The sequence below is a fragment of the Psychrobacter sp. CX5 genome (assembly GCF_057621535.2).
In genome coordinates this window covers 900,045-926,113 of record NZ_CM177735.1, presented here as the reverse complement: position 1 = coordinate 926,113, position 26,069 = coordinate 900,045, and the positions used below count along the sequence as shown (strand labels likewise).

The 26,069-nt window shown below is 38.3% G+C and carries 21 protein-coding genes; 1 reads left to right on the top strand and 20 read right to left on the bottom strand.

Annotated elements, in window-relative coordinates; translation table 11 throughout:
- Positions 1 to 151 precede the first annotated feature (151 nt).
- Entirely contained in the window at positions 152 to 1,225 is a 1,074-nt protein-coding gene (galE, locus tag AC21OG_RS03545) for a UDP-glucose 4-epimerase GalE (protein WP_487377792.1), read from the top strand.
- Positions 1,226 to 1,511: 286 nt separating this feature from the next.
- Here the strand turns inward: galE and AC21OG_RS03540 are convergent, their stop codons facing one another.
- The 20 genes from AC21OG_RS03540 to AC21OG_RS03445 form a co-directional block, all read right to left on the bottom strand.
- Positions 1,512 to 3,029 (bottom strand): capsule assembly Wzi family protein, encoded by a 1,518-nt coding sequence (locus tag AC21OG_RS03540; RefSeq protein WP_487377793.1) that lies wholly within the window; start codon positions 3,027 to 3,029, stop codon positions 1,512 to 1,514.
- 208 nt (positions 3,030 to 3,237) lie between these two features.
- The gene (locus tag AC21OG_RS03535) at positions 3,238 to 4,443 is read right to left on the bottom strand and encodes a DegT/DnrJ/EryC1/StrS family aminotransferase (protein ID WP_487377794.1); all 1,206 of its coding nucleotides are present in this window, start codon (positions 4,441 to 4,443) and stop codon (positions 3,238 to 3,240) included.
- A gap of 79 nt (positions 4,444 to 4,522) precedes the next feature.
- On the bottom strand, positions 4,523 to 5,173 hold the full coding sequence (locus AC21OG_RS03530; RefSeq protein ID WP_487377833.1) for an acetyltransferase: 651 nt from the start codon (positions 5,171 to 5,173) through the stop codon (positions 4,523 to 4,525).
- Between the two features lie 18 nt (positions 5,174 to 5,191).
- The gene (locus tag AC21OG_RS03525; protein ID WP_487377795.1) at positions 5,192 to 5,788 is read right to left on the bottom strand and encodes a sugar transferase; all 597 of its coding nucleotides are present in this window, start codon (positions 5,786 to 5,788) and stop codon (positions 5,192 to 5,194) included.
- A 5-nt stretch (positions 5,789 to 5,793) separates the two neighbouring features.
- Entirely contained in the window at positions 5,794 to 7,026 is a 1,233-nt protein-coding gene (locus AC21OG_RS03520) for a glycosyltransferase family 4 protein (RefSeq protein ID WP_487377796.1), read from the bottom strand.
- A 63-nt stretch (positions 7,027 to 7,089) separates the two neighbouring features.
- Positions 7,090 to 8,208, bottom strand: a complete 1,119-nt coding sequence (locus tag AC21OG_RS03515; RefSeq protein ID WP_487377797.1) for a glycosyltransferase — start codon at positions 8,206 to 8,208, stop codon at positions 7,090 to 7,092.
- 5 nt (positions 8,209 to 8,213) lie between these two features.
- Positions 8,214 to 9,455, bottom strand: coding sequence for a glycosyltransferase (locus AC21OG_RS03510; RefSeq protein WP_487377798.1), 1,242 nt, complete (start codon positions 9,453 to 9,455; stop codon positions 8,214 to 8,216).
- Between the two features lie 38 nt (positions 9,456 to 9,493).
- Positions 9,494 to 10,648: a hypothetical protein gene (locus tag AC21OG_RS03505; protein WP_487377799.1), complete on the bottom strand. Its 1,155-nt coding sequence runs from the start codon at positions 10,646 to 10,648 to the stop codon at positions 9,494 to 9,496.
- A 72-nt stretch (positions 10,649 to 10,720) separates the two neighbouring features.
- Positions 10,721 to 11,974 carry a hypothetical protein gene (locus AC21OG_RS03500; protein ID WP_487377800.1) on the bottom strand — a complete coding sequence of 418 codons (1,254 nt, stop codon included), beginning with the start codon at positions 11,972 to 11,974 and terminating at the stop codon, positions 10,721 to 10,723.
- 454 nt (positions 11,975 to 12,428) lie between these two features.
- Entirely contained in the window at positions 12,429 to 13,124 is a 696-nt protein-coding gene (locus AC21OG_RS03495) for an acylneuraminate cytidylyltransferase family protein (protein WP_487377801.1), read from the bottom strand.
- Positions 13,117 to 14,247, bottom strand: coding sequence for a UDP-N-acetylglucosamine 2-epimerase (gene neuC / locus AC21OG_RS03490; protein ID WP_487377802.1), 1,131 nt, complete (start codon positions 14,245 to 14,247; stop codon positions 13,117 to 13,119). The genes AC21OG_RS03495 and neuC overlap by 8 nt, the downstream gene beginning before the upstream one ends.
- Positions 14,248 to 15,294, bottom strand: a complete 1,047-nt coding sequence (locus tag AC21OG_RS03485) for an N-acetylneuraminate synthase family protein (protein ID WP_487377803.1) — start codon at positions 15,292 to 15,294, stop codon at positions 14,248 to 14,250. It abuts the gene before it with no gap.
- A 285-nt stretch (positions 15,295 to 15,579) separates the two neighbouring features.
- Positions 15,580 to 16,860, bottom strand: coding sequence for a lipopolysaccharide biosynthesis protein (locus AC21OG_RS03480; protein WP_487377804.1), 1,281 nt, complete (start codon positions 16,858 to 16,860; stop codon positions 15,580 to 15,582).
- Positions 16,861 to 16,915: 55 nt separating this feature from the next.
- Positions 16,916 to 17,998: a DegT/DnrJ/EryC1/StrS family aminotransferase gene (locus AC21OG_RS03475; protein WP_487377834.1), complete on the bottom strand. Its 1,083-nt coding sequence runs from the start codon at positions 17,996 to 17,998 to the stop codon at positions 16,916 to 16,918.
- On the bottom strand, positions 17,998 to 18,594 hold the full coding sequence (locus AC21OG_RS03470; RefSeq protein ID WP_487377805.1) for an acyltransferase: 597 nt from the start codon (positions 18,592 to 18,594) through the stop codon (positions 17,998 to 18,000). Before AC21OG_RS03470 ends, AC21OG_RS03475 begins: the two co-directional genes overlap by 1 nt.
- Complete coding sequence (locus AC21OG_RS03465) at positions 18,594 to 19,553, bottom strand: Gfo/Idh/MocA family protein (RefSeq protein WP_487377806.1); 960 nt, start codon at positions 19,551 to 19,553, stop codon at positions 18,594 to 18,596. Before AC21OG_RS03465 ends, AC21OG_RS03470 begins: the two co-directional genes overlap by 1 nt.
- An 87-nt stretch (positions 19,554 to 19,640) precedes the next feature.
- Positions 19,641 to 20,918: a Vi polysaccharide biosynthesis UDP-N-acetylglucosamine C-6 dehydrogenase TviB gene (gene tviB / locus AC21OG_RS03460; protein ID WP_487377807.1), complete on the bottom strand. Its 1,278-nt coding sequence runs from the start codon at positions 20,916 to 20,918 to the stop codon at positions 19,641 to 19,643.
- Between the two features lie 59 nt (positions 20,919 to 20,977).
- Positions 20,978 to 22,891 (bottom strand): polysaccharide biosynthesis protein, encoded by a 1,914-nt coding sequence (locus AC21OG_RS03455; protein ID WP_487377835.1) that lies wholly within the window; start codon positions 22,889 to 22,891, stop codon positions 20,978 to 20,980.
- A gap of 222 nt (positions 22,892 to 23,113) precedes the next feature.
- Positions 23,114 to 25,402, bottom strand: a complete 2,289-nt coding sequence (locus AC21OG_RS03450) for a polysaccharide biosynthesis tyrosine autokinase (RefSeq protein ID WP_487377808.1) — start codon at positions 25,400 to 25,402, stop codon at positions 23,114 to 23,116.
- A gap of 132 nt (positions 25,403 to 25,534) precedes the next feature.
- Positions 25,535 to 25,969 (bottom strand): low molecular weight protein-tyrosine-phosphatase, encoded by a 435-nt coding sequence (locus AC21OG_RS03445; protein WP_487377809.1) that lies wholly within the window; start codon positions 25,967 to 25,969, stop codon positions 25,535 to 25,537.
- Positions 25,970 to 26,069 lie beyond the last annotated feature (100 nt).

The following is a 26,069-nucleotide window of genomic DNA, read 5'->3' as shown; positions in this document are numbered from 1 at the left end:
AGGTTGGTGAGTCATAGCATACAAAGGATAAACCAGAATGAGGGTTAACTCAATCTAAGATTGTTTAGTTTCCTTACTTATCAACAAATAGCTTGTATAATGTAAGACGTAATGAACATAGTTATAATTAATAAATAAGTGAGAGCAATTTATGACCTTAACCAATACTGAAAATGCAACGACTGATAACAGTCAAAATAATAAGATATTAGTCACGGGTGGCGTCGGCTATATTGGCTCACACACCTGTATTGAGCTGATAGCAGCGGGCTATGATGTGGTGGTATACGACAACTTATCAAATAGCAATATTGAAGCGTTAAGACGTACTGAGCAAATCACCGGCAAGGAAATTCCTTTTATTAAAGGCGATGTACTGGACAAAACATTGCTCAATGACGTATTTGATGAGCATGATTTATTTGGAGTGATTCATTTTGCAGGGCTTAAAGCGGTGGGAGAGTCAGTCGCCAAGCCTTTACTGTATTATAAAAATAATGTCAGTGGCACGATTAACTTACTTGAGGTGATGCAAGCACATAGTGTCAATAACGTTGTTTTTTCCTCATCGGCCACGGTCTATGCTGAGGAAGAGGTCTCTCCTATTGCAGAAGATGCTTATCGTTCCAGTACTAGTCCGTACGGTCAGTCTAAGCTTATGGTGGAGCATATTTTAGAAGACTTGGTACGTTCAGATGCTCAATGGAGTATTGCCTGTTTGCGTTATTTTAATCCAGTAGGTGCTCATCCGTCAGGAATGATTGGCGAAGATCCCAATGGTATTCCTAATAACTTGATGCCTTACATTAGCCAAGTTGCAGTCGGTAAATTAGAGACCTTAAATATTTTTGGGAAAGACTATCGTACCAGTGATGGTACAGGAGTAAGGGATTATATCCATGTCGTTGATTTAGCACAGGGTCATGTTGCCGCTTTGGATTATATCAAAAGTCAGTCAATGGACACTCCCATCGGTTTTGAGGCCATTAATTTAGGAAGAGGCAAAGGGACTTCTGTACTACAGATGGTGACCGCTTTTGAAGAGTCGACAGCTCAACAAGTCCCTTATCAATTTACGGATAGGCGCCCGGGTGATATAGATGCGTATTTTGGAAATGCTGATAAAGCAAAGCAATTATTAGGCTGGCAAGCTCAGTTAACGATTGAGGATATGTGTAAAGACAGTTGGCACTGGCAAAGCAAAAACCCCGAGGGTTATGTTTAATTAACGAATTATAAAACGCTATAGATATTAGTTATCTAAAAAAAAGCTCTAAACCGTCGGTTTAGAGCTTTTTTTAGCCCCTTCCTTTTAAGCCCCTTCCTTTTTTAAAGGAAGGTTGGAATGGATTTACTCAAAGGAAAGCTAGGATAGATTTTTAAGCCCCTTCCTTTCTTAAAGGAATACGGAGATGGATTTTTAAGCCCCCTCCTTTTTTAAAGGAGGGTTGGGGAGGATTTTTAAGCTCCTTCCTTTCGTAAAGGAAGGCTGGGATGGATTTGTATCCACACTAAAAGTTAGTAAACTCAAGCCCAATACCACCGCCAATATCGGTTGAGTGGATATCAGAGTCAGAGACCCAAGCACGACTAGAGACAGACGTTTTTGGATTCACCTGATGCTCCCAAGCCACATCCAATACTTTAAGTTTGTCAGATTCAGGAAAAGCACGATTATTTCGATAAGAGCGACTACCCTCTACCCCAGACTGGTTAACTTTAGCATACTGCAGTTTAGTAGTGATAAAGTTCTGGTTATCTAGCCATAGTTTACCGCCAACAGTGATGCTTTCAGTATCACCGCCTAGCGCATAGCCTAGAGGATATCCCTGCTGATAATAACCATCGGTATAGTTTGAATGATTATATGAGATACCTTTGACATCGCCACTAGTACGGGTATCAGTCCACTCGGTATATAACTGGTAAGGCACCGCACCAAACTGTTCGGTATCGAAGCTCGCAGCATAGTCGATACCTGCTAAGTACATATTTTTAGCAGGCAGTCCACCCGCTTCATCTTCTCCGACATAGCTACCATAAAGTCCGACAGGCACATTGACTAAGGGGGCTAGATTAACACGGGCATCAAAACCAGCCAATTGGTTAGCAGGATCAGGATTACCCGTACCGCCATTATCATTGGTGCCTTCTACCGCATCCCAAAACGAATCCCAGTTTTCGGGACGACCGTCACCACCCCACATAAAGCTACGTGACGCGCCAACTTGTAGCCACTGTGTTGGATTGGCAGTCAAGCGCATCCCAATGAGTTTAGCATCGGGCACGGCATCATAGTCCTCAAGCTGTCCAGCAAACAGTTGATACTGCCAAGGTCCGACCCAGTTTAGAAAGGGTGTGGTTGGTGCGGCTTGTGTGTCCCGTTGCATCGTGACACCGATGACAGGTTTACTGGCATCGCCACGGACTAAGCTACCATCATGTCCAGGTCCCCACCAGCTCGGTATTTGACCAGCTATCAGCCATTGGTTAGCAAGCTTACCTGCAATATAAGAGCCCTCAAAACTGACGTCTTCATCATCTATAAGATCATCTTCTTTGATATTGGCTTGTATATTAACTTCCCAGTTATCTTCACTATAGCCTGCTTGGGCAGTCGCTTCGAAGTCTGCCATTTTATCGTCGGCGAAGGTTTGCGGAAGCTGAGCTCTATCGGTCTGAGCGTAGGCAGATACGGTCGTGTTAAGCAGTGACTTCGGTTGTTTGTTTAGAGTGTAACGGATAGACTGGACGATTTGTTGTTGCTCAGGGGTTTCAATACGGGCACTTTCAAGGGCACGATTGATTTCGTTAGTCGTCAGTGGCCAGGTACTGGTACTTATCTGGATCACGCCTTGAGCTTGTAACCAGTCAAGCTCTGACTTTAGGCTCATATCATTCATTTGTAGATTTTGAGCTGACGCTAAGCTGCTTATCAGACAGATGCTAACAAGGTTTAGACCAGTAACTAAACTTAAGGTGATCCGTTTAAATACTGTCTGGTTCAATGAGGTTAGATGTTTAGCCATGATAAGACGCTCTTTATAAGATATGAGTTTAATGTTGCCAATTTGATTTCGTTAGCTACAATAATGACAGCGCATATTATAACTTAATACTAAACAAAAGTTCATATTTTTAATTCAATCGCATAATTAGACCTAAGTATTTGAATGAAATACGCAACTGTAATCGTTCAATTATTAACTAATCAAAGTGTCATAAAAGTGTATTCTATTAAGCCTGTTGATCTAACTGAGTAAATACGTCATTAATGGCTTGGATAGTTTTATCAATTTCACTATCTAATAGAGTAGGGTGAACCAAGAACATCAGACTGGTTTCGCCTAACTGTCTAGCGACAGGTAGTCTCGGATCTGGACGCAGACCAGTATCATCAAAGGCTTTTTCTAAATAGACTTCAGATGCAGAGCCTGAGTAGCAAGGAACACCTAACGCATTTATCTCGTCGATAATACGATCACGCGACCAGCCTTCCGGTAAGTTCTCAAAGTTTACATAGACGTATAGTTTGTAGTAAGCATGTGTGCAGTCTTCAAAGCCTGAAGTCTCTTCCATAACAGGCACATTAAGATAGCCTTTTTCTTCCCATGGTTGGCACGCTTGCAATATAGCTTGTGCATTTTTTGTGCGCTTCGCCGTCCACTCTGGCATACGGGTTAGTTGAATACGACCAATAGCAGACTGCATTTCAGTCAGCCGCCAGTTGGTTCCGAAGCTTTCATGTAGCCAGCGATAGCCGGGTGGGTGTTCGGTTTCATAGACAGCCGAGTAGCTTTTGCCATGATCTTTATAAGCCCACATTTTACGCCAAAGTGCCTCATCATTAGTCGTCACCATGCCACCTTCACCCCCTGTGGTCATGATCTTATCCTGACAAAAGCTCCAAGCGCCAATATGACCAATACTACCCACACTGCGACCTTTATATTTAGCACCATGAGCTTGTGCACAGTCCTCAATCACATATAGGTTATGCTTTTCAGCAAGTGCCATGATGCCATCCATATCACACGGCCATCCTGCTAAGTGGACACAAACGATAGCACGTGTTTTATCAGTGATGACGGCTTCGATGGTCTCTGGAGAGATATTGCCACTATCTTTATCGATATCAGCAAATACAGGTGTCAGACCGGCATTGACCACACTAGAGATACTAGCAATAAAGGTACGTGGCGTAACGATAACTTCATCATCAGGCTGTAACTCTAGTGCTTGTAATGCCACATCCAAGGCTAACGTCCCATTACCCACAGCCACGGCGTAATCGCTATCGGCCCACTTTGCAAATTCCTTTTCAAATTCGCGACCCTCTTCTCCTGTCCAATAGTTGACTTTGTTGGATAATAGAACACGACTAACCGCATCAGCTTCTTCTTGCGTAAAACTTGGCCAAGGTTGGAATGAGGTGTTTAACATAATGACTTTGGTTACCTTTATTTTAGAAAGTTTTAACTAACGTTATTAAGGTTGGTTAGTTTGAAGTTATAGGTATCTATTATTTTTTAATCAGTGGTCTAGCAGGATTACCAACAACGACGGCACCAGCGGGTACATCTTTGGTCACTACGGCACCCATACCTACGATAGCGCCTTTACCAATGACTAATGGCTTGTCAGGAGTGCCTTGTTTAATGGTAGCACCTGTACCGATATAGGCATGGTCATGAATATGAATATTGCCATTACAGTTAACTCGAGGCGCAAAGGTGACATAATCCCCAATAATACAATCGTGAGCTATATAACTATAGATGTTGGCATGAAAGTATTTACCGACTTTGATATTAGAAGTCAAACAGGTGTGATGACATATAATACTACCCTCACCCAGCTCTACGCTATCTAAGATAGTAGCGTTATCTGCTTGTACATCAATGTTTTGAATATTATCTGCACTGAGCTTATCGGCTAATAGTTGACGTATTTTACTGTCTGCAATAGCAATAGTGACGTATTTGTTCTGAGCATTACGTTTTAAAAAGTCCTTATAGGTGATGACTTTATATCCGTTTAAATTATTTATAGCATCTGCATCATCAATAAATACAAATGCCTCTTTATTTAGGTGAGCATATTGTTGCCTAACCAAAGGCATGACTTCTCTACCAAAGCCACTAGCACCGTAAACACCGATTAGCTCATTCATCATATATCCTTAATAAATTTAACTACCAGTAAACTTGCTCATTGTGGCTTCACCTTCAGCACTAATACCATCCTTGATCAGTACTTGCTTAACTGTCTTCGCTAGAATTTTGAAGTCTAGCCACAGTGATTGGTTATCAACGTACCAAGTATCGAGTGCAAACTTTTGCTCCCAACTGATCGCATTTCGACCGTTGACTTGAGCGTAGCCTGTTACTCCTGGGCGCACTTTATGACGACGCGCCTGTTCGCTGTTATACAGAGGTAAGTACTCCATGAGCAATGGGCGAGGGCCAACTAAGCTCATATCACCTTTTAACACGTTCCAAAGCTCAGGAAGCTCATCAAGACTGGTACTACGTAGTTTTTGTCCAAAGGGTGTAAGACGCTCACTATCAGGAAGGGGGTTACCGTCTTTGTCTATGGCATCTTTCATGGTACGAAATTTGATCATTTCAAAAGGCTTACCATCTAGACCAGGTCGTGTTTGTTTAAACAACACAGGTGACCCTAAGTTTCTCTTAACTTTATAAGCGACTGTAGCTAACACAGGGGAAAGGACTACTAAAGCTGTACCACTGGCAGCTATGTCTATTAATCTCTTAATATCATGCATTACTATTAACCTGTAGATAGTTTGTTTATTAATTTATTGGCTAGTTTTTCATAAGTTAGATTCTCTAGAACAAACTTTTTCCCACGATTACCCATTTTAGAACGTTCGTTAACATTTAGAGACTTTATTTCTAAGATTGCTTTAGCTATTGCTTTAGGGTCTTCAGCCTCTACAGTAATTCCCGATGATGTCTCACGAATAAAGTCTCCTTTTCCTGAAAAAGAATGTATAACCGGTTTTGCAGAGTACATATATTCAGGAATTTTATTTGCAGCGATACCAAATTTATATAGATCTTGCTTATGCCAACCGATATAGCATACGTCAAACATATCTAACATAGATTGCACTTGGGTTTTTTCTATAGGCTCAATAAAAGAGATATTAGTTAATTTAAGATCTTTAGCTTGCTTAATGAGATGATGCTTCTGTTTACCAGAGCCAACCAGAATAAAGTGGATATCAGAATATTCTTTTAAGATAGCCGCAGCATCTAAAAGATAATGCATAGCATTTGCTTCACCGAGGGTTCCAGTGTAGCCCACAATAAATTTATTATTTGGTATCTGCTTCAAGATATGCTGTGAAAGTGGTTGTTTTTTTTCTAATTCAGCTAAAGAGATACCGTTAGGTATCCAGGTAAATTTATCCTTATTCATCCCTCTTGCTTGCATGTGTTCAACAGCATTCGCCAGGTTAGAAAAGACATGCTTTGCTTTTTGATATGCTTGGTCTTCGGTCCATTGTAATAGCTTAATAAAAGGGTGGTTTTTGGAATATCCACCGAGTTTGATTAGCGTTAAAGGCCATATATCTCGAACTTCAAATATATATTTAGCTTTCAGTTTTTTTGCTAAATAGATAGCACCGAAGTAACTAATCAATGATGGTGAGGAGTGTATAATAAAATCTGGTTTAGTAGGAGTGATATGAGTCAGTTTTGTGATTTGTTTTGCAAACAAGAACTCATTTATTATTCTTTTTTTACTATGCGCATGCTCGTATTCAGGGAGTTTAACCCAGATATATTTGAAGTTTTTATCAATATTATCAGTCAGAAAGTCAGTTTTAAAATTAATTGGGTTCTTTAATAGATGACTGTAGCTTCCAGTGATAACACTTACAGTATGACCTTGTTTAGCTAACTCCTGAGCTAAATAATAGTGTCGTCCACCCATGCCAGTTTTGGGTGTAGAGGCATATTGGTTAATAATCCAGATAGTTTTATTTTGCTGCATTGGTAGTAAACACCTTCTTATCAACTTTTTTGAGCACTTATATAAAGGTTAATTACTAGTATATCATTTGTTACGTTTGTATTTATCAATAACTTCTTTATATAGGTTAACCATAGTGGTTACGCACACATCCCAATCGTAGGTTTGACTAACATGCTGTTTACCCGCGTCACCCATAGCAATTCTTAACTGTTTGTCTAAGATCAATTCTGAAATAGCCTTTGCAGCTGCTTCAGGATTATCTTTAGGCACTATGAGGCCAGTCTTATCTTTAATAACGACTTCTGGTAACCCGCCCACGTCGGATACAACTACAGGCCTACTAGCCGCACCTGCTTCAATAATAGCCACACCAAAGCTTTCGCTATCTAGCCTGCTTAGGGCAATATAAATATCTAATTTGTTTAGTTCAAGAGGGACGTAATCACTATCCACTCGACCTATAAAGTCAACCTTATTAGATATTTCTAATTGCTGACACAGACTCTCTAGTTCAGTACGTTGAGGACCGTCGCCTACAAGGCGTAATTTAAGTTTGCTCACTATCTCAGGATGATGGTCTGTAAAGTTCCTAAGGATAATTGCGAAGGCCTTGATTAATGTATCAACACCATACTTAGGTGCTAAAGTTTTAACAGTACCAATCACTATTTCCTCTGTATTATCTCGAGCTGATAAAGAATCAGTTAAAGAGTCGTATAGTTTTGTATCAACACCGAATGGAGTGATAGCAATATTTTCTAGCTCTGGTGTAAATGATTTGGTCTCTTTAGCCATACAGTGACTGGTAGAGGCTACTTTATCTGCAGATAACAAGTTTTTACGGACTAATAGCTTATGGACTGATGATTTATTGGGGAAATCATAAACATCACTTCCCCATACCGAGAGTAACCATGGGTGATAACCTAGTAGGTGAGCGGTAGTAGCATAGCCACTGGCATAGTGTGCATTTAAAATATCCGGCTTTATCATTTTGATAAGCTTTCTTACAGCAGGAACCATCGTGAAGTAGCCTAATACCCCCCTGAAAGGCAAAATATGGACATGAACTTCTTTATCAATTGGTTCTAACTGTGGATGTTGGCTAATAACGTGGACATCTAATCCATCTCTTGCAAGGCCATTAGCCCAGCGAAGTGTATGAACTGAAGAAGCGCTGGAAAGTAAAACAATTTTCATCAAGTTTAATCCTTTTGGTATAGCTTTTCTATTTCAGAGATCTCTAAGTCAATTCTATCTTTCCAGCTCATTATATTCTTAGCAGAGTATTTTATTGCACCAGTCCTTAAAGGTTTTAAGGACATATCACCTAAAGATATTTTTTTAAGAAAATCAACTAAATCTGCAACGATATTATCTTCAGAAAGCAGGTAGCCATTATCTAGGTTTTTTACAAAAGAGGATGTGTCACCATTATTAACTGCAATGAAGGGTGTTCCTACACTCATAGACTCAAAGAAGGGGTTACCAATATTTGAAGACTCATATAGACTTAGTACCATTTCTGAATGTTTCATTAAAGAATAGACTTCTTCATTAGGTAATGCACCTAAAAAAATCACCTCGTTTAATGTATCTGAATCAGCTGCATACGTTTTTAACTTTTCAAGTTCGGGTCCATCACCCACTATAACTAACTTACGGTTGAAAGGTACATTGCTTTCTTTCAACCTTTTTAACGCTTGTAGCGCTAAATGTACTCTTTTAATCTTCACTAACCTTGAAACCATTAAAATAAAGGAGTCGTTTTGATTTAGGTTGTATTTATTGCATAAAGCTTCTTTCGGAACTATTTTAGGAGATGTGATGCCGTTGCTAAGAAATAAGAAGTTTTTAACAGATCTAGATTTAATTTTCCGTAATATCTCATCACCTCGTGTACCATCATTTGTCATGATCAATAAGTCAGATGGCAGCCACATTGCTAACAAGGTGTCTAAATTAAATAGAAGGTTAATATATCGATGGTGTTTAAAGTGCTCTTTAATATAAAAGACACCTTGAAAACGAGATATATAAAAAATATCTCTTTTAGGAAATAATATCTTTAAAAGATTGCTAGCTAAAACACCTTGCATTTCATAACCATAAACAAAACAACAGTCTTTATTCCTATACAGGTAATTAGCACCTAATATAAAAAGATTTGTTGTGACTATTAAGCTAGATAATTTATTAGCTAATAACTTCACAGGACGAGAGTTTGAATTGCGAATTCGAGCTAAAGGCCAATATTTACGGTATACACTAACGCCTTCTGGATTAATTTCATCTTCATAAAAATAGTTACCACCTTTTGATGTGTCTCTATATACAAAATAATGGACATCCCACCCTTTTTTAGCGTATTGCTTAGGGGTTTCAGATATAACTTTAATAGATTTATCCTTAAAGTCGATTCCTGATAAAAATAATATCTTTCTCACTTTTAGGTTTTCCTACTTTGTTTAATTAGTTTTAATTGTTATTGAGGCGAATTATGGAGATCTTTATGATTCTTTCTGATATGAAAAACAGCGTACATAAATAGAAATATAAACGCAAAAAAAACTAGACTAGGAGGGGAGTCAGTTCCTAATCGTAGGAGCAATGCCATAACAGCTAAGAAGCTAACAATATCTTTGCTTTTAATAAGAGTGGCCAAGAAAGCCAGAATATAGCCATACATAACAATAGCTATAATACCTAAGTGAGCATGTAGGTAGATATAACCATTATGCGGATTATTTCTAAATGAAGATATATAAGGGAGCGATGATAGGTCCATTCCAAAAAAGAATACTCTAATACTATAATTACTAAAGAACTCATCGATCATTATACTACGGTAACTGTCTTCAACTCCTCCAGAACGTAGGTACTCGAATTTAGAAAAAGTATTGAAAAAGTTCAGAAAGTACTCAAACCCTAGTGCCATAAAAATTAATGCTAAGATGCTAAATAAAATTTTAAAAATATTATTTTTAGTAAGCCTCAAAGAATATGTTTCTAAAACAGATGCGATTAAAAGTATAAAAGAAGTTATAATGCCAGAACGACCAATTGATAAAACGCAAATAATAAAAACGATAAGGTAAAATAACCTTTTGAACTTTAATCCATCTGTTGCCGGCTTATAAAAAAGAAATAGTGCACCAAAGCTAACAAATAGTTGGCCACTAAGGTTGCGACTGCCTGTCCATATATTTCCAGGCGATACACCCATAAGCAATACTGATAAAATTATTAAGGCGTATAGAAATATAAAATAATAGAGAGCTTTGAGAATAATATGTGAGCGGTCATATTTATTAGCTAAATAACCGATAATCACGCCCGATATTAACGTTGTATAGTGCCCAGAGTCTGATAAATTATGTGTAATATATTGACTAATTGTTTTAAAAGAAATAAGTAATAAAATAAGGGCAATAAGACCATATAACTCTTTATATTTTATTCTATATAAAAAAATAAGACTTAGCGAAGACAGAAAAATAAATAGGTAGCCTATATAGCTTAAAGCAGCACCTGAAAAGAACCAAAATGAGCTTAGTATAACTAATATAATAAGTATAGGAATTGAGAGAATACCATCACTATACCTTTTACTATTTTTTGTCATTGCTACATTATGCATTTTTTAGCCATAGTTAATGAAAGAGTATGAGTAATGAAACTCTCATAAACATTCTATGTGAGATAGAGTCAGTTAAGCCTGAGATAAAAGCCAATCAATAGTATCTAATTCTTCATCAATATGACTAGCTATAGCAGGTTCCATTCTTTCTGTATGTTTTACCCAGTTTAAAATCCTACCTACAGAGACAGTTTGTTTTACTAGATATTTTTTTTCAACTAGATCTTCAAATAAATTTTCATGTACTTCACCTTTTTGTAAACTTGGTGCCAATGCGAGGGTAGGGATACCAAAATAAGCAGCCTCGTAACTACACATTGAAAACATTGTAATATGCCCGGAACAGGTAGAAAGTATAGATGGAAGAGGAGAAAAAGTAGACTCTTTCCACTCACAGTTATTATGCTGGCTAACAAATGAATCCATAAACTCTAGAATCTTTTTATATCTTTTTGGTTGAGTGTATTGAACTGGATGTAGGCGGAATCTCCAATATATTTTATGTTCAGTTTCCTTGATAACATCCTCTAGCTCTTCATAAAACAACCCATTAGATAGAATGCCTTTATATTCTTCATGTTCATCTATTCCTGGAGCAAATCCCCATTGTAATGAGACAAGGATTTCCTTGTCATAACTCCTAGATGCATCATTGTTCGGGGTTAGCCAATCTTTAGGTAAGTCTTCACCAGAACCTTTAAACCTCTCTAAATAAGGATGTTTTATTTCTTTAATGATAACTCCTCTCTTTTTCAGGACATTAAATGTATGTGTTGAAATTGGGTCTAGAGATAAAATACATTGTGGTATATTTTTTTTATCAAGTGTGTCCCAGTCCCACTTTATAGACGTATAACCAATACCATGTAGTAGTTCAGCATGGAAAATTCCTAGATTTCGGGCTGCTTCGCAGAGCTCTTTGGGTGAGCCAATAGTTAGAATTACTTTTGGATTAGCTTTTTTAAACAGTCTTTCATAAAATATAACATCAGGTTGAAGTTTTGATATCTTAAGAATTCTCTTGAGTAATTTGGCAACAAAAAAGGATCCGTTAATAGCTATTGGAGAGCCATAGGCTTTTGCTCCGACCATTTTTGACCATGGATGAGCTATAGTTGTACTTGTATAGTCTTTCCCCTCTATTACATCTTTTAATGAGTCCATGAGCGGTGAGTAAGCTTGATTGTTTAAAGTTACTCCTCTGTTTGCATCATGACAAAATAGTAAGAAATCACTTTCTTTTATTTTATAACTATCATCAAGGATATTTATACGCTTAATCAGCATATTTAATACTTTCAAGTTATTTATAGTGTTAGAAATCATAAGTTGTATTCAGCCGAAATAAAATTACCTTGCGTACCTGTAGGAACCTTAAGGTCTGTTATGTAGATAAGAGAACTTTTTATTGTAAAATTATTCTAAGTAAATTCTGGCAAAATATAAATAAAGCTATTAAGATCAAATCGGAACATAGGCGTAAATTGTTTTATCGTATTAGAAAATTAAAGGGTTTAAAATAGCTCTATATCTGTATTATTTGTTAGAGGAATATATAAATAGAGTGTATTTTGCTACAGGTTAATAGTATTTACAGCTGTATGTTAATTTATTATCAAGAGAGATATAGATAAAGAAAAAGTTTGATTTTTAAGCCGACTCTGCAGTTTTAGTTGCTACTTTTATTAATAATAATATGCTAGCTTATAGGTATATTATCGCTTAAGTATCAATAATTTCATTCAAATATACTACGTAGCCTTATGTTATAGAAATCTTCTTATAATATATATCCTTTTTTTATTAGTAGCTCAGCAAAATCCCAGTCTAATGGCTCATCTATATCAATAGAAGTTATAGCATCCATAATAAAAGCTTGGATACCCTTGACATTAAAGCTTTTCACTTTTCTAAGATAATTAATATCAGCGAGATATAGAGCTCCATTAAATTCATAGGTTTTTGGCATATCTTGACGACGCCCATGCTGTTGATCTGCTAAAATAGGCTTTAAGCTATTGTCTTTTTTAAGCTTATACATAAAGCAAGGGTGTTTTTTAGATTTATTAACAGATACGGTTATTGCAGCAGTATTGTTTAAAGCCTGTTCGATAATAGAATCAATTTGTTCAGATGTTCTAAATGGAGAAGTAGGTTGTAATAATAGTAGGTAATCATAATTACCTTGAATATTATCTAAAGTATGAAAAATAACATCAATACTTGTAGCTGTATCGGTTGCTAGTTCATCAGGCCTTATAAATGGGACATCACAGCCTGCATATTGTGCAATATTAGCAATATCTTGATCGTCTGTTGATAGTATTAGACGGTCAATATAACGACTACTTCTCGCCGCGTTTATGGTCCAGTTAATCAGTGGAATTCCATTAAGAAGTTTGATGTTTTTCCTAGGTATTCCTTTGGATCCACCTCGCGCAGTTATTAGTGCTAATATTTTTTTTTGATTATACATCTTTTAAATCTCTGAAGTGTTTTTGATTGGCAATTTTCCATACTGGACTACTTAGTGCGGTCATAAATTTATCTGAACTGCTACCATCACCATAATAGGTGCAAGGCGGATATCTTTTCATTGTCTTAAATAAGTTAATTGCATTTAATATTTCTTGTTGACTAAATGCAACATCGGTAATTGATTGATAACGGAATCTATTATTTTGTCTAGACCCTATATTTATGGTAGGTACACCGTATATAGGTGCTTCATGAATACCAGCACTCGAGTTTCCAATTAAAAATAAGGCATGTTTTAAAAGAACTAAGAAATGCTCAAAACGCAAAGAAGGAAATAATTTTATATTACTTCTATTTTCTAATTTTTTATAGGCACTAAATATAAAGTGCGAACCATAATCGTTATTTGGATAAACTACGACATAATTTTGCTTACTATTAATTAGTGAGTCAACGAATATTTCAGCATTACTTTGCTGTTCATTATACTCAGTCGTAACTGGATGTAGCATAGCAATAGCGTATTTATCAAAAGGTATTAGATATCTAGCTTTAGCATCATTAAGTTGAGGTAGCTGGTCTGAAAGCATTACATCTACGTCAGGAGATCCTATAGTAAATACGGTTTTGGGATCTTCTCCTAGTTGATGTAGTCTTTTTTCAGCTGTTTCACTGGCAACAAAATGTATATGCGATAGTTTTGATATAGCATGTCGCATTAGCTCATCAACTGTACCAGATATTTCTCCACCTTCAATATGAGTAACTAAGATATTACGTAAAGCCCCTACAGTAGCACCTGCTAAAGCTTCGACACGGTCACCATGCACAATAATCATATCAATTGGGTACTCATGCAAGTATCGACTTAGTCCTGTAATAGTGTTAGCAAGAATCACTTCCATAGGTTCGCCTTCAACTTGATTCATATAGCAGAATGTCTTATCAAACCCTGATTTATGTATCTCATTAACAGTATTGCCATATTTTGAAAGTAAGTGCATACCTGTAACAAAAATTTGATATTCAAATTTATCACTTGCCTTTACAGAGCTTATTAATGGCTTTAGCTTGCCAAAGTCAGCTCTTGTACCTGTTAAGAAAAGGATTCTTTTTTTCATTTATTCAAAATCCTTCCAGGTTAAATGTTCATCAACGGCAATATCTCTAGTAGCCTTTCTCCCTATAACGCTTTCAAAAAACTCTGCTTTAATTTCTCCTGTACCAGGTCTCTTCGCCCATAAGTTGGACTCAGTAATAACTTCACCTTTTTTAATGGGTTGGATGGTAACTAGTGTGGAGAAGGCGAAATCTCTAGTGACTTGCTCTTCTTCAATGACATCGTTTTTTGAACCACCTCTTTCTTCCTTGACGATTTTTGAAGCATTAATTAGAGTTGCTAAAGCATCAGGATCCATGGAACATGAAATATCTGGACCAATTCTTTCCATAGTATCTGTAAAGTGTCTTTCTAGTATAGAAGCTCCAAGTGCAACTGCACCAATACATGCGTAGTTATCTATAGTATGATCTGATAAGCCAACAACTGCATCTGGGAAGGCTTCTAATAAATCTTTCATAGCACCCAAACGAACTAGATTTGGCGGAGTGGGGTAGAGATTTGTTGTATGTAGTAATGCATAAGGAACACCGGCTTCTCTAAATATTGTAACAGCTTTTTCTACGCCTTCTAGGTCATTCATTCCTGTACTTAAGATTATGGGTTTTTTGAATTTAGAAATATATTTAAGTAGAGGATAGTTGTTACACTCTCCTGAGCCAATTTTAAATGCAGGAATATCGAATTTCACTAGGCGATCTACCGCAGCACGTGAAAAAGGAGTGCTTATAAATATTGCTCCTTTCTGCTGAGTATATCTCATGAGTTCATACTCATCATTTTCATTTAAGGCGCATTCCTCCATAATGTCATATATGGATTTATCAGCATTACCAGGTATGGTTTGCTTTGCAAGGTGACTCATTTCATCTTCAACAATATGAGTTTGATGTTTAATAACTTCTGCTCCAGCTTCAATAGCAGCATCAACCATTTTTTTAGCAACAGATAGTGAGCCTCCATGATTAATACCTATCTCTACAATAACTAATGGATCATAGTCATAGCCGACCAATCGTCCAGCAATATTAATTTCAGGGTTTTTCATATTTAAAGACCTTCAGTATTTATAGTATGTTTTATATGATTAATAAAAAGATAAAAATATTACTTTCAGTTAATAATATTAAATATTTTTTAGTGTTAAAAGAAGTTTTTCTTAAAGATTAGTTCTTTCAATCTAAGTCACTAACTATACTAATTTTAATTTATTTAGATTAAACTGAATAGCAAGAGTTACTATTGCATAGATTTTTTTATAAAAAATATACGCAAATACTAACTATTCAACAAAAATTAATATTTCTCGCTGACTGGTTATATTGTAGTGTGCTTAAAACTGTTTTTTGAATAAAATCCATGGCATTGGATGACGCTTGTGCGCTATATACCATGTTAACAAAAATCGAATGCCCATAGATATAGCGAATGCAATAGATGCACCTTCTAAACCCAATAGTCGAATTAATATAATTAGTAATATTAAATTTAGAATACCTGAAGCTATAGACGCTATTGATAGCAAGCCTGTCTTTTTGGAATAAAATATATAGTTAGTAACCATTAAGTACATACCTTGAAAGCCTTGACCTAAAGCTAACCAGCCTATTACTTTACCTGCCTCTGCATATTCTTCCCCTGCAAACCAGACTACCAAATAGGGACCAATAACAAATGATAATAATGCGCCTAAAATTATTACAGCAAACCAAATATAAGTATATTTAACAATTTTGATTTTTTGCTGATTGTTGTTTTCTTTAAGCTTCTCAAAAAGCCAAGGAACATAGGCTTTATTAATAGCATCAAATATAATTTTCACAGTCATGGTGAGCTGCACTGCTACCATATAAATTCCTGCTTCCGCAAGTCCCATCTCTTTATTTATGACAAACCGATCGACAGTCATTAGTAGGAAAGTTCCAGCTACATGTGGGATTAGTGGAACACCAAACTTTAATGCTTCCTCTAAATACTCTTTTCGGAAAATAACAATTTTCAATAGTTTGTCTTTATATAGCAGGTATATACTAATTAATACGAATACTGAGGCTACTACTATTTGTGACTCAATACGCCCTTGTGAACCTTTAAGCATAACTACTACAAATAGAAGTGATAAAAGCATATTGAGTAAACTTTGTGAGATTTGTAAAACCCCAAATTTAACTGCCTGTTTATCAACTTGCCATTGCCTTAATCGAATGCTAATAACAGCTGTAAACGCAGCAGTAAGCACTGCAAAAAGTGTATATGTCGGGTTTAGGCCTAACCAACCTGATAGCTTATTCTGGGAAGTGAATAATATGAGAAAGACAAATGTCGAAAAAACTATAATTAATTGAATACAGGAGCCTATAAACTCAGCTAAGTCTTTACGTTGAAGATTAATATCATAATACTTTCTTCCAGCAGCTCCAACGAATACACTTCCTGTGAAAGCTGATAAAGCTCCTAGTAAGGTCTGGAACATAGCAACTTCCCCATACTCAGAAGGATTTAAATATCTGGTTAGTATGGGTAATAAAATAAAAGGAATAATACCATTTAATATATTCGATGTTAGATATATGCTCGTGCCACTAACAAAGCTGTTAGCATTTGGTTTTTTCATACTAAGACTCTATTAATGTTGCTATCTAATCAATTGGAGCAGTTATCGAGATATCCTAAATGTTTTTAATTAAATCTACTATTAACTTTTCATCTGCAACGTTCAAATATGGATGCATAGGCAAGCTCATAACTTTCTGAGCTACTGCATCACCCACAGGTAACTTAGCATCACTCGCAACAGCGGGTTGTTTGTTTAGCGGGATAGGGTAGTGTACAGCAGTAGGTATACCCTGCTCTTTAAGATTGGCTTGTAATTGTTCTCGATTTTCTACCTGAATGGTATATTGAGCCCAAGCGCTTTCATTATGCGTTTCAATTACAGGAGTAGTAGTAATATCTGCTTCATTAAGTAGCTTAGTATAAGTAGCGGCAACTTGACGACGGGCCTGCATTTCATCCTCTAATATCTCGAGCTTAGGCAGTAATATAGCTGCTTGTAACGTATCTAGCCGACTGTTTACTCCGATACGGATATGATGATAACGGCGATCTTGACCATGTCTGGCAATCTGACGAATGATAGTTGCTAACTCTTCGTCATTGGTAAATATTGCACCACCGTCACCATAACAGCCTAAAGGCTTGCTAGGGAAGAAGCTAGTACAGGCTATCGTAGTCAGATTGCAAGATTTTTTACCTTTATAAGTGGCGCCAAAGCTTTGCGCGGCATCTTCAATAACCGGTAGATTATATTTAGCAGCTATTGAATTAATAGCATCAAAATCAGCACATTGACCATATAAACTAACAGGTATTATCGCTTTAGTATGAGAAGTGATGGCAGATTCTAATAAGCTAGGATCCATATTATACGTTTTCGCATCAATATCCACATAGACTGGTTTTGCGCCTAGTAAGGCAACAGTCTCAGCGGTTGCGATATAGGTAAACCCAGGTGTAATGACTTCATCGCCAGGACCAATACCAAGCGCCATTAATGCAATTTGTAATGCATCGGTACCATTCGCACAGGTGATGCAGTATTTAGCGCCACAGTATTCGGATAGCTTTTCTTCAAGCTCTTGAACTTCTGGTCCAAGAATGTATTTTCCATGAGCCAATACCTTTTGAATATTCGCTTGTAGCTTATCTTTAATACGTTCTTGTTGCGCTGCTAAATCAATAAATTGCATGATTATACCTCTTTGGTTAGCATACCATCAGCTAACGTATATTTAGTTCCAGTGTGTTCACAAAACGCCTCGCCACTACCAGAGAGAGGTAATTCTAATCGTTCACCATACTCACTCATCCAGCCGATTTGTCGGGCTGGCACACCCACTATTAACGCATAATCTGGTACATCCTTATTGACGACACTACCAGCACCAACGAAAGCGAACTTACCAATAGTATTACCGCAGACTATGGTACAGTTTGCCCCTAATGTAGCGCCGGTTTTTACTAGAGTGCTCATAAACTCGGATTTTCTATCTACAAATGAGCGGGGGTTATATACATTGGTAAATACCATACTCGGTCCGCAAAAGACACCGTCTTCTAAGGTAACATTGTCATAGACAGAGACGTTGTTCTGAACCTTACAGTCATCACCAATGATGACTTTATTACCGACGAATACATTCTGACCTAACGAACATTTCTTACCGATAACGGCACCCCCACATATATGGACAAAGTGCCACACGCGGCTGTCTTTACCTATGGTAGCACCGTCATCAACTATTGCAGAGTCATGAATAAATACAGACTTATCTATAGAGTTTGACATTAAGTGCGCTCCGCTAACAATTTTTTGACATAAGGATGTAGTCTGGAATCGTCGCTCACCTTATCTTGTGCATGACGAATGTGTTCCACCGTTTTAACACTAAATCTTGCATCTTCTAAGCCGTAACCACGGCCTGCTAAGATTTCTTGATAGGACACCGTATGTAAGTCAGTAAATCCACCAGAGAACTCAATTTCTTCACCTTCGATATCTATCGAACGGTAAGTAGGTTGCTTGCCTTTTACGCTTTCAGGTAAGTCATTAGCGTCAATAGATAAGAACCAACGCACACGTGCTTTATCATACTCTAGATAGCCCCCAGCTTTGGTATCTCCAGTATAGTAGACCTCGCTCTCCACTAGCTCACCAAAGATGAAATGCAGCATATCAAAGAAATGCACCCCAATATTGGTTGCAATGCCAAAGGATTTATTAAGATCGCCTTTCCAGCTTTCTAAATACCATTTACCACGAGAGGTAATATAGGTTAGTTCGATATCATATTTATCTGAGCGGTTGTCATTTGCGATCTGATCCTTAAGCTTTAATATGGCGTCATGATGACGCAACTGAAGGATATTATAGACCTTCTGTCCTGTTTCATTTTCAATCTCGATCAGTTCATCTAAAATAGCTTCGGTAGGCACAAGCGGCTTTTCACAAATCACATCAGCACCCATTCTTAGTCCAGCGGCGATGTGAGGGTAGTGCAAATAATTGGGCGAACACACTGATACGATGTCAATTTTCTGATTACCAGAGCGCTTTAAGTTATAGCAGTAGTTGCTGAATGCTTCAAACTGTGTGAAAAACTCGCTGTTAGGTGAGATGCTATCTATGATACCAACAGAATCATTTATATCGTAAGCAACTTTTAGAGTGTTACCTGTTTCTTTAATGGCTTTCATATGTCTTGGGGCGATATAGCCAGCAGCACCAATTAAGGCAAAGTTTTTCATAGTAAAGTCCTAATTATGATTTTCTAAAAGATTAATATGAGTTTCTAATACACTATCTTAAGTCTAAAACAAACATAGAGATGTCTACTAAAGACGAATATCTGTTTCACCTTCATCAAACACGTATTTAACATCATAAATCACGTGATTGTCTTTAGCTAATGATCGAATATAATCGATACCTAGATCTTTATAGTCGCTATGATCAACGGCAATAACAACGCCATCGTAGTAGCCCTCTTTAAGTTCCTCAATGAGCTCAATATCATAATGATCTTTGACTTCTTGTTTGCTGGCCCAGCTATCATACACATCGACATTAATATTGAAGCTTTTTAGCTCTTTAATAATTTCAATGACTTTGGTATTACGGGTATCTGGGCAGTCGCCTTTAAAGGTAAAACCCATAACCAGAACTTTCGCCTCATCGATATGGATTTTCTTTCTAGCCAACTTCTTGACCATTTGAGTGGCTACGTATTGCCCCATACCATCATTTATACGTCTACCTGCCAGTATAACTTCAGGACGATAGCCGACTTCCTGTGCTTTATGAGTGAGATAATAAGGGTCCACGCTTATGCAATGTCCACCAACTAAGCCAGGCTTAAACTTAAGGAAATTCCACTTACTGCCAGCAGCATCTAACACTGCTTGAGTATCGATACCGATAATATTAAATATTTTGGCAAACTCATTGACAATAGCGATATTTAGATCACGTTGAGTATTTTCAATGACTTTGGCCGCTTCAGCGACTTTAATAGAGCTGGCACGATAAGTGCCTGCTTTAATGATGGAAGCATATAATCTATCAATTAAGTCGGCGGCTTCTGGCGTAGAACCTGACGTTATTTTAGTAATTTTAGTTAGTGTATTAACTTTATCACCTGGGTTAATACGCTCTGGGCTATAGCCGACATAAAAGTCTTTATTAAAAACTAACCCAGACTCTTTTTCAATGATTGGGATACACACCTCTTCCGTGGCACCTGGATATACCGTCGATTCGTATACCACAATGTCCCCTTGCTTAATGACTTTAGCTACCGCAGATGAGGCACTCTCAAGGGGTCTTAAGTCAGGCGCATTATTTTCATCAATGGGAGTAGGGACAGTAATAATGTAAAAGTTAGCGTCCGCTAAATCTTCTAAAGTTGTTGTAAACGATAGGTGATTTGCAGACTTTAATTCCTCACTTTCTACTTCTCGAGTACTGTCCGTACCATTTCTCAACTCATTGACACGAGCTTCATTGATATCATAACCAATGGTAGGGCGGTGTTTACCAAACTCAGCCGCTAAAGGAAGACCAACATAGCCTAAACCTATTACTGCAATTTTGATGTCTTCTAGTATTAACATGGATCACCTTTACGTTTAAAATTTATATGTTCTTCAAGATATCTAATAGTAGCCTGAAATTAACTCGGTTTATACCCATCTACATAATGGATAAATTGCTGCTTTAACCAATCTATATCATGCTGTTGAGAGTGAGTGTTTAACTCGTTAAGCGTCGCTTCTATTTTAGTCAAAGCAAAGCTATGCTCACGCGCTTGCATAATGAGTGGATGCTCGGTCGGCTCAACATTGTCATCACCAATAATCAGCTCTTCGTATAATTTTTCGCCCGGACGTAGACCACTAAATACGATTTCGATATCTCCATCTGGGTGCGTATTATCTTTAACCTCATAGCCACTAAGATGTATCATACGACGAGCAAGGTCAACTATCTTCACAGGCTCGCCCATATTGAGTACAAAGACTTCTCCGCCTTGCGCCATTGCCCCAGCTTGAATCACTAAATTCGCCGCTTCGGGAATAGTCATAAAGTAGCGGGTCACTTCAGGATGCGTCACCGTTATAGGGCCACCCTTGGCGATTTGTTTCGTAAATAAAGGCACGACGGATCCTGATGAACCGAGTACATTACCAAAGCGAACCATACTGATGGTCGTATTATGCTTCTGCTCACTAAACCCTTGACATACCAGCTCTGCCATTCGTTTAGATGCCCCCATCACATTGGTGGGGCGTACTGCCTTATCGGTAGAAATTAATACAAATGTTTCAACATGTGACTCCACTGCCGCTTTGACACAATGATAAGTGCCTTTGGCATTATTAATAGCCCCTTCAAAGGGATTAAATTCAACAATGGGCACGTGTTTATAAGCTGCCGCATGATACACAGTATGTATGTTATATCGATTAAATACTTTAGCTAACTTATCTTGATTGTTTACGTTTCCCAAAAGGGCGATTATATCAGTTTGATTATGATCAGGGTGTTGAGATTGCCAAGCCAGTAGATCTTGATGAATAGCATACAGTGCGTATTCAGACAGCTCATATAGGACCAAGCACTTAGGACTGTTTTTAATAATTTGCCGACATAGCTCACTGCCAATAGAGCCACCAGCACCAGTCACCAGTACATTTTTATCTCTAATGTTTTTAGCCAGTAATCTTTGATCAGGTTCTACCGTTTGCCGATCCAGAACATCAAGGATATCCACTCGGCGCATGGTACTGACCGTCACTTTACCTTCAGCGATATCATGCAGGCTAGGCAGTTGCTTGATCTTAAGGGACATCTCTGTTAAACGATCGATTATCTCGCGTCGTCGTTGGCGACTGACGGAGGGCATCGCTAGAAACACTTGAGCCACATCCAGATCTTTGACGAGTGTCTCAATCTTGGTAGAAGGATAAATTTTCTTATTTAAGATATGTCCACCGGCTAGTCGGCTGTCATCATCGACAAATGCGACGACTTGATAGCGAGGTGAGCCTTGAAGAGTGTCAAGTAGGGCAGTGCCAGAACTCCCAGCACCATAGATGATCACTTTATCTCGATCAGAAGTGCCATGACCATCATTATAATAGACAGGTTTGCCTTGCAGACGCAGCAGTAAGTCGCGGAAGAAAAGTCGACTGCCCCAGAGCCAAATTAACAACATAAATAAATAGAGCAACGGCACGGAGCGCGGAATACTACTGATGCCATCAAGCAAATAGACCAGAGTAAACAAAACCAAGATAGCCACAAACAGCAACAGCACTTTGCGCATATCCGTATCAAAGAATATACGTGTCACCCCGCGATAAAAGCCAATGGCATATAGCCCAACGATAGGGACTAAGCCATATAAACAGACCAATAAGGGACTAGCATTGACATCAAAAACCCCTTGACGTAAAGACAACGCCAAGAATAAACACAATATGGAAACCGCATAATCCACGATTAACAAAATGGCTTGCTTAGCTGGACGTGGTAACTCCAATAGCCATTCGGCAACTTTTCTTAGACCAGTAGTATCATCCATATCATTAAGCTTAGTCGTTGGGCGAACGTCTGATTCACGATGATGAGTTAGGCGCCTTTTACTACGGTCACTACCATTACTCATCGTAGTTTTATCATGACGGCTTTTATTAGGATCGTGTTGCATTGCTCTATCACTAGTTTGATGTGCCAGGCTATGAGATTAACACGTTGTAATTAAAATTTAGTGCTTAACTTACTGTAAAAGGCGCATATTTGTTTGTTAATCTTTCGAATTACCATACGCATAATTATAGTGGTAGCTATATTTATCAGTGAGTCCTTGTACCACATCATTTAGCACGATGCCATCTACAATGATATTGGCCTTATGCATTAGTTTAATCGCATAGGTGACTTGACCTTCGATCGAATCATTGTAGCGAACCACAAGTAAGACTTTATCCGCATACTGAGCCGTAATGAGCGCATCTGATACGGCTAAGATTGGCGGTGTATCAATTATAATATAGTCATAGGTACTGACCAGTTGCAACATCATAGTGGCAAATTTATCTGTTGACAATAGCGAAGCAGGGTTATTAGGATGCTTACCACGTGGCATAAAGTCGATGAAGTCATAGCTGGTCGACTGTATATAGTCTGCAAGATTAGACCCAACAGAGTCTGTTAGGTAGTCACCGAGCCCTGTATTTTGACTGACGGTAAAGATATGGTGCAACTCACCACGGCGCATATCACCATCGATGATCAGCACCTTTTTGTTTAACTGAGAGAATGTCTCTGTTAAGTTGGATGCGATAAAGGACTTACCAATACTAGGCGACTCACCACTGATGACGATGATTTTGCCCTGTGTCGTTATTTCTTCATTATTGAGTTCACTGACTTTGCGAATGCTTCGCGATCCCATGAGCGAACTAATCTTACTAACAGGAGGCATTGAAAACATCAACGCCGTACGTAAGCTTTTAATCCCTTCATAGCTCAGTCCATCATGCTCGATGGTTGCTAATAAACGTCGGCTGTTCTTGTTATTATTTTTACTCAAGTTAAATGACGTCTTAGAACGTGGGATGGTGGCGATAACCGGTACCCCAGTCTTGGCTTCCAAGCGCTCCGGATCTTTAACCGTATTACGTAGTACGCTTTTAGCCAATACTAGTAGCGAGCCAATCAAGGTACCTAGTATTAATGATAGTAGCCATATTATTAGCTTTCTTGGAGCAATAGGACGATAAGTATTAATTGGCATATCAACCACTCTGACATAGCCAATCTCACCGGCTTGCGCAATCTTAAGCTGTTCGTAGTTCTTCAACATCGTTAGATAGATTTCACGATTGATATCCATATCTTGTGACAGCTGTAAGAACTGACGCTGTACTTCAGGCAATCCTGATAAGGTGTTTTTGATCTCTTGACGTCGAGCATTAAGTACTTGTAACTGATCATTGATCTGAATGACGAGCGGATGCTCTTCGGTATAATACGTTAACAGCTCCGCTTGCTTTAAGTTAAGCTCACTCAGTTGTCGCTCTATTTGTGCGCTTTCATTGAGGAGTATCTCCGATTCTTTACTAACATCGATAGTACCGTACTTTTCGCGGAACTTATTAAATGCTTCTTCTGACTGTTCAAGCTTTTGCTTAAGCTGTGGTATCTGCGACTCCATAAACTTAATGGTAGTCGTGGTTTGCTCCGATCCACGAGCCAAGTTTTGATCGACATACGACTGCACCACATTAGATAATACTCGGCTCACTTGTTGTTGATCTTCGCCAGTGAGCGTCAACTGTACAATACCGGTTTGTTTACCGCGCTCAGAAACGGATAAATGTTGACTGAGTGCGTCAATAGCAGAGGGGGTGGATAAGTTGCTGATAGTAATCGTATGTCCGTCAGCTGGCAGTGATACCACATGCAACTTAATCTCGCCCTCTGGGGTAGCGAGTGTGACGGGTGAGCCTATAGTTCCGCTGTATTGCACGATTTCTTTATCGAGTTCAATGCTGAGATCAAAGCCCGTATCAGTCTTAACTAAGCTAAAGGGTTTACCTTGATAAGCTAATGGTACTTTAAAGTTTGCGATTTGTACTTGCCCGCCTTCGGTGTCTAATACCACCCCTTGATCAGTACTCGTTTGAGTCGGTACGCGTGACTGAGCGATACGATCTAACGCCCCTATAGCAGGATCGCTCACTCGAATATCCAAATGTAGCTGCTGAACGACTGGCTCAAGTACCATACGTGACTTGATTAACTCACGTTCCGTTTCTGCAGGACTGGTGCTTTCACCGACCAGTTCAGAGATATTACTACCAAGTGCAGCTATACCCGAAGACTTATCATCGATTTGGATTAGCGCATCGGTCTTATAAGTGGGCTGCACAAATCGGCTATAGGTGAAACCCAACACTAAACCAATCAATGCACAAGCCAGAATCGTCTTCCAGCCATTTAAGAGGGTCAACAATAGCGCAATCAGGTCGATTTCATCGTCCTGAGGAGTGGCGGTATTGGTCGCAGGGTTTGGCACTGTTTTACTCATATGGTTTCGCTATATCTAAATCAAGGGTTATATCAAGTGTGACAATTATACGAGATCAGACGGCTCTATGTTTGCAGGCCGTTTGCAGTTGGTTTGCAAGTGGTTTGCCCGTCGTATGTAGAGCAAGACATCCTACATCAGTTTGTCTTGCCAATCGTCAATACTATTAACGATGTCATTATAAGCCGTCTCAAACGCTGAGATCTCATGTTTATACGGGTCAGCAATATCTTTATCGCGCCAATGACCCATCTTAAACGTCTTACCACGACAAAACGGCCAGCGATCTTCGATCCATTTGGTTTGACTGTCTGACATCGTAAAGATCAGATCTGCTTTGCGTACCAAGTCATCATCGATTTGCTTAGCAACATGATCGCCGATGTCAATCTCATTGTGATCTGCCATAAGCTTAATAGAGGCAGGGTCTGCAGCATGTCCGACCAAGGCGCCTACACCAGCAGAGTCAATATGCTTATTGGGGAAGCGCTGTTTTAATAACGCTTCTGCCATGGGACTACGACAGATATTGCCGATACAAACTACCAATATATTGTCAAATGCCATAGGGTATCACTCAAAATATTAAAACAAATAAAAATATAAAACTTATGAAAAAAAACTAGATTTCGGTGCTTAAGGCGACTAGGGATTATTTATGAAGCCT